Source organism: Paludibaculum fermentans, from assembly GCF_051172195.1.
Lineage (GTDB): Bacteria > Acidobacteriota > Terriglobia > Bryobacterales > Bryobacteraceae > Paludibaculum > Paludibaculum fermentans_A.
The window spans coordinates 46045-58742 of sequence record NZ_JBPJAQ010000005.1 but is presented as its reverse complement, the minus strand read 5'-3'; the positions used below and the strand labels follow the sequence as shown (position 1 = coordinate 58742).

The following is a 12698-nucleotide window of genomic DNA, read 5'->3' as shown; positions in this document are numbered from 1 at the left end:
CTATGTCTGCGATTTGGCATCTCAAGATTCCAAATATCGATGGCGAAAGCGAGATCCAGGGTTACCAAAACCAAATCCAGGTTCTTAGCTTTAGCTGGGGCGCCAGCAACACGGCGGGGGTCTATGGATCGGGCAGCAGCCATGGCGGCAGCCAGATTCAGGAATTTCAGTTCACGAAAAAAGTGGACTCGGGCAGCCCGAAGCTGTTTGCTCACTGCGCCAGCGGCAAGCACATCAAGGAAGCGGTGCTCACGGGCACACGGTCCGGGACAACCGGTGGCCGCGAAGAGTACATCAAGTACAACTTCTCTGACCTGATCATCTCTTCCATAAACTGGTCGGCTGGATCGGACCAGCCCTCGGAAAGCATCAGCTTCAATTTCGGCAGTATTAACGTCCAGTACTTCCAGATCGAGGGCGGCAAGAAGACCGACCAGGTCTTGGGTGGCTGGGACATCCAGCAGAATGTGGCGCAATAGGGGGCATGAGTCATGGCTGATACTCCTCATCTACTTCAGGTTGAAGGCATCAAGGGCGAGTGCAGGGAAACGAAGTACCTCACCTGGATCAACATCGAGTCGTTCTCCTGGGGCATTTCGAACGAAGTGACGACGAAGGGTACCGCGCGCAGCGCCGGTGTCCCCGACTTCGCCTCATTCACTGTCACCAAACCAACTGACAAGGCTAGCCCTAAGCTCTTCCTCGCCTGCTCCAGCGGTCAACACTTCAAATCGGCGAAAGTCGTCTTCCGGCGCATGGGCAAAGCGGTCACGGCCGGCCAACCCTCCTCTCTCGATGAGTTTTTCGAATGGACCTTTGGCGACGTGATGGTCAGCAGCTATCAGAACGGCGGGTCTGACCAGGCTTCGGCTAGTGAAAGCATCTCGTTTAGCGCTGCCTCGGTCTCAATGAACTACTTTGTGATGAAGAACGGCCAGCGCACCGGCGGTGTGATGGCGGGCTACGACATCCGCAAGATCACCGAGAGCGTAGGCACATAGGGTTTATGGGTGATAATGCGACAAGCTCGCTATGAACCCCCATCAACTGTTCAATGAAGGCAGGCTGACCGACGCGATCAACGCCGTGGTCAGCCTGCTTCGCGACAACCCCGGCAATGCACAGCAGCGGACATTTCTGTTCGAAATGCTGTGCTTTGCCGGAGAGTATGATCGCGCGGACAAACACCTGGATCTGCTCGCCGGAGGCACGCACGACCGTCAGATGGGTGCGATGCTGATGCGCGCCGCCGTCCAGACGGCTCGCACCCGCGACGACATGTTTGCCAACGGTGAGGTTGCACCCGCCGCCGAAGCTCCGCCGGTTTCCGGTGTCCTCAATGGCAAACCATTCCATTCCATCTCGGATGCCGATCCGCGGGTCGGACCCCGCATCGAGGTCTTCGCGGCCGGCAATTACCTGATGCTGCCCATGGCGCATCTCGCTGAACTCGACATGGAGCCGCCCAAACGGCTCAGAGACCTGCTTTGGGCGCCCGCGCATCTGCGCTGCGGCGCCAATTTCGGCGGCGGCCAGGATTTGGGCGATGTGATGCTTCCCGCACTCTCACCGCTCTCCAGCCGTCACTCGGATGATCTCGTTCGCCTGGGCCGCGTCTCCTCATGGGAGTCGGATGGCTCGACGGAAATGCTGTTCGGCCAGAAACTGCTGCTCGTGGATGGCGAGGAATTCCCGTTCCTGGAGATCCGTTCGCTCAAGATCGCCGCGCCTTCCGGAGAAGCAGATGCCGTTACGTGAGGACATCCTAAGTCCCATCCCGGGTGACAACCCAAGTGGTCAGGATATCCGCTACACCCCGCTCTTTGAACAGATCAAGGAGGCCCGCCGCGAAGAAGAGGCACTGGCCCTGGGCGTCTGGCAGCGGGTGCTCAAAACCGCCGACTGGCCTCTCGTCATCCGGCTGATCTCGGAAGCGCTGGCAAAGAAATCCAAAGACCTCCAGCTTGCGGTCTGGCTGACAGAAGCGCTGGTCCGGCGCGATGGCTTCACCGGACTACAGGAGGGCGTGAACCTGTGCAATTCCCTCCTCGCTGAATTCTGGGATACCCTCTATCCGGAGTTGGAGGATGGGGACTCCGAACTGCGTTCAGTGCCGCTGGCCTGGCTCTCCTCGAAGCTCGATACCCCGCTGCGTCAGGTTCCGCTCACTCCGCACGGGATCAGCGCCCTGCAGTTCACCGATTCCCTCCAGGTCCCCACCGAAGAGGAAGCCGGTGGGAGCTCGAACAAAGCGGACACCCGGCGCGAGGCCATTAACGAGGGGAAGACTACTCCGGAGGCGGTCGACGACGCTCTGCGCGCCACCCAGTCGGCCTTCTTCGAACAGAACACCGCGGTACTGGAAGCAGCCCGCGAGACGATCGATCAGTTAAATTTGATCTCGGACGAGCGCTTCGGCGAATTCTCGCCCAGCTTCGGCGGCCTGAAAGACTGTCTCGATCAGCTCATCAACGCGACTCGCATCCTGTCCCAACGCCGCGCCGGGCCCACTGCGACCGCACAACCAGTCCAGCGTGCCGAGCGCCAGCCGCAGGCCTGGGTTGAGGACGACAAACCCCTGTGGTCGCAGTCGCCGGCGGACGACGATACGCCGCTTTGGCAGACCACCGACTCAACTTCTTCCGGAGAAACGCAGCAAACAGAGTTTCAGGAAGAAACGCCGCTCTGGCAATCCTCGGTAGAGACTACGCCGGAGCCTGCTCATGTCTTCGAAGAGACCCCGCAGCAGCAGCTTTGGGGCCAGGACAACGGCCACTCCGGCGGCTTCCAGGCCCGTGAGCCCGCCGATGCCGTGGATTGCGCCGCGCGTCTGAATTCCATCGCGCAATGGCTGCGCAAGGCCAACCCGCGCAGTCCTGCGGCCTACTTGCTGCTGCGCGGCTTTCGCTGGGGTGAACTGCGAGCCCTGGGCCCCACGCTCGATCCCGAGTGGCTGGAGGCGCCGCCCACCGATATCCGGCAGCAGATGCGCCGCCTCGCCCAGGAAGAAGACTGGATCCAATTGCTGGAAGCCGGCGAGGAGGCCATGGCCCAGCCCTATGGGCGCGCCTGGCTCGACCTGCAGCGATACTCCCTCCTGGCCTGCGACGAACTGGGCGAGGAGTACGGTTTGGTAAGCCACTCGATCGTGGGGGCCTTGAGCTCGTTGCTGCAGGAATACCCAGACCTGCTGGAATCGACCCTTACTGACGATACGCCCACCGCCAACGCCGCCACCCGCCAAATGCTTCTGGCCAAGGGCTGCCTGCCCACAGCCAAGGGATCTGCGCGGCCGGCGCCGGCGATACCCGACCGCAACGACGACACGATGATCGAGGACGCCATCCGTCGGGGACGAATTGAGGTGGCGCTCGAGCTCGTGTCCCGCCGTATGGCCCTGGAAAACAGCGGCCGCGGCCGTTTCCAGAGAAGAATACAACTGGCGAGGATTCTGGTGGCGTCCGGACGACATACGGTCTCCTTGCCGCTCCTGCGCGAATTGTCGGCGGAAATCAGTCAGCGCGGGTTGTTCGATTGGGAGATGCCGGCGATCGTAGTGGAACCGCTGGTGCTGTTGCATCGCTGTCTCGAGCACGAACCGGAGGCGGCGGACGAGCGCAAGTCCGTTTACACCCTCATCTGCCGGCTGGATCCTGTCAAAGCATTTGAGTTGTCCTGACGCGGAGCTTGGGGACCATGGCGGAACGGCGGACTCGTCAAGAAATACTTCCCTCGCTCCTCGACCGGCTTACTGACGAGGAACCTCGCAACCGGTCTGAGGGCGAGGTGTCGCGCGGCCAGGCGTTGCGCGACCTGAAGGCCAGCCTGCGCCGCGACATCGAGTGGCTGCTGAACTCCCGCCGCCGCATCACGGAGATCCCTGCGGGTTCGGTCCAACTGCCCGAATCGCTCTTCAACTACGGACTGCCCGATCTCACCGGATACGCACTGAATACTGAGCGCGACCAGTCCGAACTGGTCAGCCTCATCGAGCAGGTCATCGCCACATTTGAACCCCGGCTCCGCACCGTCATCGTTTCCATGCAACCCATCACCGCCGCCGCCCGCATCATCCGCTTCCAGATTGAGGGGATTCTGCGTGTAGAGCCTGGCCCTGAGCGCATACAATTCGATACCCTACTGGAACTGACCAGCGGAACCTACAAAGTGGAGGGGGGGCCCGGTGCGCAGTGATCTGCTGAACTATTACGAACGCGAACTAGCCTACGTCCGTCAACTTGGCGCGGAGTTTGCCTCCAAGTATCCGAAGGTCGCCTCGCGCCTGCTACTGGAGCCAAACCGTTGTGAGGATCCCCACGTCGAGCGCCTCATCGAGGCCTTCTCATTCCTGGCCGCCCGCCTCCACCTCAAACTCGACGACGAATTTCCTGAGCTCACCCAGGCCCTGCTCGGTATCCTCTTTCCGCATTACATCCGGCCGCTGCCGTCGATGACAGTGGCCGAGTTCTCCCTCGACTCCGAACGCTCCGGATTAACCACGCGCACGGTCCTGCCGCGCGGTTCCGCTCTGTTTTCCCGCGCCACTGGCGGAGTCCGGCTCCAGTTCCGCACCGGATTCGACCTCGAGCTCTGGCCCATTCGCCTCGCCGCCGCCCAATGGGTGACACCCGAGCGATTGGCTCAGCCCATTCGCAGCACCGATGCCCCCGGCGCGCTCCGCATCGAACTCGCCTGCGGCCATGGCGCCTCGTTCTCCACCCTGCCGATTAACTCGCTCCGGTTCTTTCTCAATGCCGAAGCGAGCATTGTCTACCCGCTCTACGAGATGCTCGCCGGGCGCTGCCTGCGCATCATCGCCCGCGATCTCAATCCGCGCTCGCACAAAGCGCCGGTCGTGCTCCCTGCATCCTGCTTGCAGCCTTGTGGGTTCTCTCAGGAAGAGTCGCTGATCCCTTACCCGCGGCGCTCATTCGATGGGTACCGCCTGTTGCAGGAGTACTTCGCATTTCCCGAGAAGTTCCTCTTCTTGGAGTTGAAGGGGCTGGAGGTTCTGCGCGAGGCCGGATTTGGTGAGAATGTCGAACTGGTCTTCCTCTGCGGCGACTGCGAGCGGCCAGATTGGCTGCCCATGCTGCAACTCGGTGTCAGCGAACGAACATTGCGGCTTGGTTGTTGCACCCTCGTTAATCTCTTCCCGCACACAGCCGACCCGGTCACCCTCGACGGCACACGCTTTGAATATCCCGTGGTGCCGGATGCCCGCCGGCCCGATTCCTACGAGGTCTTCTCCATCGAATCCGTTGTCGGCACCAACCCCATTACCAGCGAAGTGTTCAACTTCGATCCTTTCTACTCCGTCCGCCACAGCCCAACCGGACGGCAGGGCGAGCTCTTCTGGCACGCCACTCGCCGCGACTCCAGCGTACGCATGGACGACAACACTGATCTGTGGCTGTCCACCGTCGATCTCGCCGGTCAACCACGCCGCCCCGATATTGACACGCTCACCGTCCGCTGCTTGTGCACGAACCGCGAGCTGCCTTCCCGCATGCCGTTTGGTGAGGATACTGGTGACTTCGAACTCGACGTCGCATCCACGGTCACCCGTGTGATCGCGCTGCGCAAACCCACCCCCACCATCCGTCCTTCGCTGGGCGGAGCGGTGCTCTGGCGGCTCCTTTCCCAGCTTTCCTTGAACTATCTTTCGCTGATCGAAGAGGGCCGGGACGCCCTCCAGGAGATCCTGCGTCTCTACACTCCACCGGCCGGATTCGGAGAGCGCCAGGTGGAGGGGCTCTCCACCCTCACCAGCCGCCGGCACTTCGCCCGCGTGATGGGCGACTATGGCATCTCGTTTGTACGGGGCATGAAAGTCCAGGTCGAACTCGACGAAGAGTGCTTCGTCGGAGCCAGTGCTTATCTTTTTTCCAGTGTCCTCGATCGTTTCCTCGGACTTTATGTCAACATGAATGGGTTCAGCCAGCTCGAAGTGTGGAGCCGGCAGCGTAAGGAGATCCTGAAGCAATGGCCCGCAAGGTCAGGCTACGGAATCCTGCTCTAAAGCAGCGGGCGGCTGGGGGCGCGCCGGATGTGCCGCCGACCCCGCACGTCCAGTCGCAGACCAATGTTTCCCCTGGTCCCGCCGAGCCCAAGACTGTGCTGCCTCAACACCTCCTCGATCGCCCCCAGGACTACCGGTTTTTCCAGGCTGCCCGGCTGCTGCAACTGCTCCAGCCCGAGCGTGCATCCATCGGCCGGTTTGAAGACCCGTCACGGGAAGCCGTTCGGTTCTCCGCTCATCAGACGCTCGGCTACCCGGCGAGTGAGATCCAGTCGCTTGAGGTCCCTGATTCCGGTACGCCCAAAATGAGCGTCAACTTCCTGGGGGTCACCGGACCCGTGGGCGAGTTGCCCGTCACCTACACGGCTTACGTCACTGAACGCCTCCGCGCTGGTGACAAGACCGCGGCCGAGTTCTTCGACCTGTTCAACCACCGGCTCACGTCGCTCTTCTACCGCAGCTGGGAGAAGTACCACTTCCAGGTGCCCTATGAGCGAGGGGAAGATTCCGGCCTCAGCGACACCCTGCTCCACTTCGTCGGCCTTGGAACCCCAAAACTACAAAACCGCCAGGACATCCCCGACGAAGCCCTCAAGTTCTATGCCGGCCTGCTGTCCCAGCAGCCTCGCTCCGCCATCGCCATGCAGCAGATCCTGACAGACTATTTCGACGTCCCCGTCGAAGTGGTTCAATTCGTCGGTTCGTGGCGCAAGCTGGATCCGGGCAGCCTGTGCCTCCTCGACGACGACCCTGACGCTGTACCCGCCGCCCGCCTTGGACAGGGCGCCGTTGCCGGTGACGAGGTCTGGGATCAGCAGTCCACCATGCGGCTCCGCATCGGCCCGCTCACGCTCGACCGCTATCGTGAGTTCCTGCCCGATGGTGTCGCCTTCCCCGCGCTCCGGGCCCTCGCCCGTTTTATCAGCCGGGATGAGTATGATTTCGAAGTGCAGCTCGTTTTAAAGCGCGAAGAGGCCCCTGGCTGCCTGTTAGGAGCCGAGGGAGAGGACGCGCCCCAGCTCAGTTGGTTGAGCTGGATCAAATCAAAGCCAATGGATCGGGACCCTGACGACACGGTCTACCGGTTATGGGAGGTTGCTTAACAGATGGCCGCTAATCTCAAGTCGCTTGTCAGCAAGCTAAATGACACCGCCCGACAGACCCTGGAATCCGCCGCCGGACTCTGCGTGGCGCGTACTCACTACAACGTCGAAATCGAGCACTTCCTGCTTCGGCTTCTCGAAAACTCAGACGGCGACAGCAGCCGCATCTTTCACCACTTCGGGCTCGACCCATCCCGCCTCGACGCGGAACTGAATAAGGCCCTCGACCGCTTTAAGCGCGGCAACGGACGCACGCCTGCCTTCAGCGAGTCGCTGATTCAGATGTTCAGCGACGGTTGGACGCTCGGCTCCCTGGAATACAACGCGTCATCGATCCGCACCGGCTTCACGGTCCTTGCGCTCACGCAGAACGATGCCCTGTGGCGGATGGCCCGTGAATCCAGCCGCGAGTTGGGCCGCATCCAGCCCGAGCAGCTGAAAAGCGAACTCATGGGCATCATCGCCGGTTCCATCGAGGACGGCGAAGGGGATGAGGCGCTCGAAGAAGGAGCAACACCAGCCCCGGCGCGCAAGACCGGCGGCAAAACTCCGAACCTCGATCAATTCACCGTCAACCTGACGGAGCACGCCAAGGCTGGCAAGATCGACTCCGTTCTCGGCCGCGACACCGAGATCCGCCAGTTGGTCGATATCCTGATGCGCCGCCGGCAGAACAACCCCATCCTTACCGGTGAAGCCGGCGTCGGCAAGACGGCCGTCGTCGAAGGCTTTGCCACCCGCGTGGCCAATGGGGATGTGCCCCCGGCGCTCCGCAATGTTACGGTCCGCACGCTCGACTTGGCTTTGCTTCAGGCCGGCGCGGGCGTCAAAGGTGAGTTTGAGAACCGCTTGAAGGGCCTCATCGAAGAGGTGAAGTCCTCCGCGACGCCCATCATCCTGTTCATCGACGAAGCCCACACCATGATCGGCGCCGGCGGCCAGGCTGGCCAGAACGACGCCGCCAACCTGCTGAAGCCCGCCCTCGCCCGCGGTGAACTGCGCACCATCGCCGCCACCACCTGGTCGGAGTACAAGAAGTACTTCGAAAAGGACCCGGCCCTGGCCCGCCGCTTCCAGGTCGTCAAGGTGGAAGAGCCCACTGAAGATGTCTGCTGCACCATGCTGCGCGGCATCGTCACCTCGCTCGAGAGGCACCACAATGTACGCATCCTCGACGAAGCGGTGAATTCGGCGGTTCGCCTCTCCCATCGTTATCTGGCTGGCCGCCAGTTGCCCGACAAGGCCGTCAGCATTCTCGATACCGCCTGCGCCCGCCTGGCCCTGGGGCAGAACTCCACCCCTCCGGCCATCGAGGACGCTACTCGCGAACTCGACGATCTCGCCGTACAGCAGCGTGTCCTCGACCGTGAAGTGGCTGTTGGCGCCGATCACTCCGAACGCCTCGCTAAGATTGCCGAACGCAAACAGAAGGTCGAAGCGGAACTGGCCACCCTGCAGGAGCGCTGGACCAAGGAGAGCGGCCTCGTTCTCAAGGTCCGCGAACTCCGCCAGGCCATCGAAACCGCCACGCCCGGGGCCGATGTCTCCGCCCAGCGTGCCGAACTCGACAAACTGTCCGCCGAAGTAGCCGCACTCCAGGGCGAGACTCCGCTCACCCGCGCCTGCGTCGATGCCCAGATCGTCAGCGAAGTGCTGGCCGCCTGGACTGGCATCCCCGTGGGCAAGATGCTCAAGGACGAGATCCAGACCACTTTGAACCTTGCCAGCCTCATGGGCCAGCGGGTCATCGGCCAGGACACCGCCCTCGATGTCATCGCCCAGCGCCTGCTGACTTCCAAGGCGTCCATGGACGACCCCAACCGCCCCATCGGCGTCTTCATGCTCATTGGGCCCAGCGGCGTCGGCAAGACCGAAACCGCGCTCGCCCTGGCCGACCTGTTCTATGGCGGTGAGAAGAGCCTCATCACCATCAACATGTCGGAGTTCCAGGAATCGCATACAGTGTCCACCCTGAAGGGCTCGCCGCCCGGCTACGTGGGCTACGGCGAGGGCGGCGTGCTCACGGAAGCTGTCCGCCGCCGGCCTTACTCCGTCGTCCTGCTGGACGAAGTGGAGAAGGCGCACCCCGATGTGCTCGAACTCTTCTACCAGGTGTTCGACAAGGGGCACATGGAAGATGGCGAAGGTCGCGAAATCGACTTCAAGAACACCATCATCCTGCTCACCTCCAACGCCTGCACCGATACGCTGATGAAGCTTGTCGCCGATCCGGAAACCGCGCCTTCGCCCACCGGGCTCATCAAGGCCATGAAGCCGGAACTCGACAAGATCTTCAAACCGGCGTTCCTGGGCCGCATGGGCCTCATCCCTTACTTCCCGGTTCGCGACGAAGCGCTGAAGTCCATCATCCGGCTCAAGGTCGGCAAGGTGCAGAAGCGCATCCTCGAGAATCATCGCATCCCGCTCTCCTACGACGAAGCCGTGGTGGACGAGATCGCCAATCGCTGTACTGAAGTCGAAAGCGGCGCCCGCAACATCGACAACATTCTCGGCAATACTGTATTGCCCGAGATCTCGCGGGTCCTGCTGACTGAGTTTGCGGAAGGCCGCCGGCCCGCTGCCTTCCAGATCGCCGTGGGCGAAGGTGGGCAGTTCGTTTACACTTCAACGCCCGGTTAAACCAAGCCGGGTGCGCGGAGGCACTGTGTATGGGGGATCTGAAGCAGGCGAATCGGTTTCTTCAACTGGAAACGCCTCTCGGGGAAGACCGGCTGCTGCTCAAGTCGTTCGAGGGGACCGAGGAAATGTCCGGGCTGTTTCGCTATCAGCTCGAGATGGTTTCCGAGGAAAATGACCTCGATCTCGATCAACTTGTCGGCAAGCCGGTCAGCTTCGGTGTGCGTCTTCGGGAAAAGAAGGAATTCCGTTGGTGGAATGGGGTTGTCAGCAAGGCTTGGCATCATCCGGATGAGGACCGGTTGGTGCACTACGGCGCGGAAGTCGTGCCCTGGTTGTGGTTCCTCACCCGTTCCACCGACTGCTTCATCCGCCAAAAGATCGAGGTGAAAGAGGTCCTCAAGGATGTCTTCCGCCGCTTTGGGTTCAATCAGTATTCTGACCAGGTCAAACGGCCGCACACGCCGTGGCCCTATCTCACTCAATATCGCGAGACTCATTTTTCCTTTCTCAGCCGCCTCATGGAGGAAGAAGGAATCTACTACTTCTTCCAGCATGAGAAGGGCAAACATACCCTGGTGTTCACCGACGACAACGGTGTGCACCAGCCTTGTCCCCATCAGGCGCGGATGAAGTTCCAGACGAACCGCGGACCCGGTACTTTCCATGCCGAAGACTCCATCTACCATTGGGAGTTTCACAGTCAGTTCGAGTCCGGAAAGTACTCGCATGCGGAATGGAATTTTCTCACCCCGGAGATCAGGCTGACTTCCGAGGTCCCCGCCAAAACCAAGAAGGCAGCGGTCAAACAGTACGAAATTTACGACTACCCGGGCGAGTACGAGGAACGTCCCGAGGGCGACAGTTGGGCCACGACGCGCATGGAAGAGCAGGAGCTTGACGACGAGTTTTGCCGAGGCTCCGGCGACAGCCGGGCGCTTTCTCCCGGCTTCAAGTTCGATCTGTACGGGCACGATCGCAAAGATCAGAACCGGCAGTACGTTGTCACGGAAATCAAGCACACCGCCGAGGAAGGCAGCTTCTTCGCCGGTGACTTGAGCGGTCCGGGCCGCTATACCAATTCTTTCAAATGCATCCCGGCCACCGTGCAGTACCGTCCGAAGCGGAAGACCCCCAAGCACATCATGCGTGGCGTCCAGACCGCCATCGTCGTGGGCCCCAAGCCCGAAGAGATCCACACGGACGACCATGGGCAGGTCAAAGTCCAGTTCCATTGGGATCGGGAGAAGAACAAGAAGGACGAAGACCGCTCGTGTTTCATGCGCGTCGCCCAGCCCTGGGCCGGCAAGAACTGGGGCGCGATGTTCCTGCCTCGTGTTGGCCAGGAAGTGCTTGTCGATTTCCTCGAGGGCGACCCCGACCGGCCCATCGTCGTTGGCCGGGTCTACAATGCGACCCAGAAGCCGCCGTGGGAACTGCCCAAGAACAAGAACTGGAGCGGCATCAAAACCCGCTCTACGCGCGAAGGCTCGGCCGACAACTATAACGAGCTGCGATTCGACGACACAAAAGGCAAGGAAGAGTTCCTGCTACACGCCGAACGCGACATGACCATCACCGTCGAACACGATACCAACGAGCACGTCGAACACAATCGCTATCTCACCGTGGATGGCATTCAAAGCGAGCAGGTCAAAAAGGATCTCCACTCCGATGTGGAGGGTGAACGGCGGGAGCAGGTGGGCAAGAACCTCTCGCTCAACGTGGGCGGACAGGCACATCAGAAGGCTGCCCTGTTGTATACCCTCGAATCCGGCGGCGAAATCCATCTGAAGGCCAAAGGCCGCATCGTTCTCGACGCAGGCGCCGGGATCACCTTCCTGGGCCAGGGCGGCTCCTCCTACATCGATGTCACCGCCGCGGGCATCGTCATCCAGGGTCCCATGGTCTACTTGAATTGCGGTTTGCCGAACGCCGGCATGGGCATCCCCTCCCTGCCCGAACTGCCCATCAAGCCCGGCGACCTCCTGCAGGGAGGCCTCACTGGACTCACCGGTCCCCTCGCCGGCGCTGCCTCCGGAGCCCTCGGTGGCCCGCTGGGTGGCGTTGCCGCCGGAGCTTCAGGGGCACTCGCGTCGGCAGCCTCGCAAGTGGGTGCCTCCCTCGGTGGCGCGATGGCAGGCGTAGCTGGCGGTCTCACCTCTTCGCTTGGACCAGCCGCCGTCGCTGGCAGTGCCTCCGGCATTCTCGCCGGAGCTGCCGCACAGGCGGGAGTCTCGCTCGGACCAGCCACGGCTGGCCTCGCCGAGGGGGTATCACAATCGGTTGCCGGCCAGTTGGGGCAACCGGCGGCAGGCTTCACTTCCTTAGGCGGCTTAGCCGCAAAAGCGCAGGAAGCCGTGGGGCAGGTAGCCGGCCAGGCCCAGCAGGTGGCTGGGCAACTCGCCGGTGAGGCTCAGAGAGCATTTGCGGAAATTTCCGGCCCGGTCCAGCATGGGCTCGGACAGTTTGTTGACCAGGCCCGGCAGGCCGTGTCCCAGCTTGCAGGGCAGGCCCAACAGGCGTTGGGGCAAGCCATTGGTCAGGCCGCCCCCGCGGCCGGGCTGTCTTCGGAAAAACCCCCGCCTTCAGGTGGTGCTGCCGCCGGCAGTGCCGCGGGACAGGCGGCCGGTCTGTCTTCTCCTGGGTCGACCGCCCCGGCCGGCCCACCCGCTCCCCCGGCCACATCCATCAGCGGTGGTGAAGTCTTCCTGCCCGCGGTGGAACAACCCGTCGCTCGCCCGGACCCCAGGCCGCGAGCCGCCTCCAAGGAGGACGAAGAGCCGCCGCGATAAAGACCCTTCGATGACGGCCTGGTGATTTGCCAATCGTGCGCAACCCGAACCGCAGGCCGTTCGTCCGACAATTTGGCATCTCCAGCCGCCGGGATTGCGGCTCCGCGCCACGTTTGCGAGGTGGAAACCCTAGATTTTACG

The 12698-nt window shown here is 62.0% G+C and carries 9 protein-coding genes; all 9 read left to right on the top strand.

Annotated elements, in window-relative coordinates; all coding sequences use genetic code 11:
* The first annotated feature begins 2 nt into the window (after nucleotides 1-2).
* The 9 genes from ACR9Y2_RS38815 to tssI are packed head-to-tail and all read left to right on the top strand — an operon-like array spanning nucleotide 3 to nucleotide 12557.
* Entirely contained in the window at nucleotides 3-479 is a 477-nt protein-coding gene (locus ACR9Y2_RS38815; RefSeq protein WP_435047300.1) for an Hcp family type VI secretion system effector, read from the top strand.
* A gap of 12 nt (nucleotides 480-491) precedes the next feature.
* Complete coding sequence (locus tag ACR9Y2_RS38810; RefSeq protein WP_435047299.1) at nucleotides 492-1001, top strand: Hcp family type VI secretion system effector; 510 nt, start codon at nucleotides 492-494, stop codon at nucleotides 999-1001.
* 31 nt (nucleotides 1002-1032) lie between these two features.
* Nucleotides 1033-1758 carry a type VI secretion system accessory protein TagJ gene (locus tag ACR9Y2_RS38805; RefSeq protein WP_435047298.1) on the top strand — a complete coding sequence of 242 codons (726 nt, stop codon included), beginning with the start codon at nucleotides 1033-1035 and terminating at the stop codon, nucleotides 1756-1758.
* Nucleotides 1745-3679, top strand: a complete 1935-nt coding sequence (gene tssA / locus ACR9Y2_RS38800; protein ID WP_435047297.1) for a type VI secretion system protein TssA — start codon at nucleotides 1745-1747, stop codon at nucleotides 3677-3679. The genes ACR9Y2_RS38805 and tssA overlap by 14 nt, the downstream gene beginning before the upstream one ends.
* A 17-nt stretch (nucleotides 3680-3696) precedes the next feature.
* Complete coding sequence (gene tssE, locus ACR9Y2_RS38795) at nucleotides 3697-4194, top strand: type VI secretion system baseplate subunit TssE (protein WP_435047296.1); 498 nt, start codon at nucleotides 3697-3699, stop codon at nucleotides 4192-4194.
* Entirely contained in the window at nucleotides 4184-6022 is a 1839-nt protein-coding gene (tssF, locus tag ACR9Y2_RS38790; RefSeq protein WP_435047295.1) for a type VI secretion system baseplate subunit TssF, read from the top strand. The genes tssE and tssF overlap by 11 nt, the downstream gene beginning before the upstream one ends.
* A complete protein-coding gene (gene tssG, locus ACR9Y2_RS38785) occupies nucleotides 5986-7125 on the top strand; it encodes a type VI secretion system baseplate subunit TssG (protein WP_435047294.1) in 1140 nt (379 codons plus the stop codon). The genes tssF and tssG overlap by 37 nt, the downstream gene beginning before the upstream one ends.
* A 3-nt stretch (nucleotides 7126-7128) precedes the next feature.
* The gene (gene tssH / locus ACR9Y2_RS38780) at nucleotides 7129-9765 is read left to right on the top strand and encodes a type VI secretion system ATPase TssH (RefSeq protein ID WP_435047293.1); all 2637 of its coding nucleotides are present in this window, start codon (nucleotides 7129-7131) and stop codon (nucleotides 9763-9765) included.
* A 29-nt stretch (nucleotides 9766-9794) separates the two neighbouring features.
* Nucleotides 9795-12557: a type VI secretion system tip protein TssI/VgrG gene (gene tssI / locus ACR9Y2_RS38775; protein WP_435047292.1), complete on the top strand. Its 2763-nt coding sequence runs from the start codon at nucleotides 9795-9797 to the stop codon at nucleotides 12555-12557.
* The last annotated feature ends 141 nt before the right edge of the window (nucleotides 12558-12698 follow it).

Coding starts and splice junctions, on each gene's coding strand:
- ACR9Y2_RS38815 (WP_435047300.1), top strand. CDS start 3: ATGTCTGCGATTTGGCATCTCAAGATTCCAAATATCGATGGCGAAAGC.
- ACR9Y2_RS38810 (WP_435047299.1), top strand. CDS start 492: ATGGCTGATACTCCTCATCTACTTCAGGTTGAAGGCATCAAGGGCGAG.
- ACR9Y2_RS38805 (WP_435047298.1), top strand. CDS start 1,033: ATGAACCCCCATCAACTGTTCAATGAAGGCAGGCTGACCGACGCGATC.
- tssA (WP_435047297.1), top strand. CDS start 1,745: ATGCCGTTACGTGAGGACATCCTAAGTCCCATCCCGGGTGACAACCCA.
- tssE (WP_435047296.1), top strand. CDS start 3,697: ATGGCGGAACGGCGGACTCGTCAAGAAATACTTCCCTCGCTCCTCGAC.
- tssG (WP_435047294.1), top strand. CDS start 5,986: ATGGCCCGCAAGGTCAGGCTACGGAATCCTGCTCTAAAGCAGCGGGCG.
- tssH (WP_435047293.1), top strand. CDS start 7,129: ATGGCCGCTAATCTCAAGTCGCTTGTCAGCAAGCTAAATGACACCGCC.
- tssI (WP_435047292.1), top strand. CDS start 9,795: ATGGGGGATCTGAAGCAGGCGAATCGGTTTCTTCAACTGGAAACGCCT.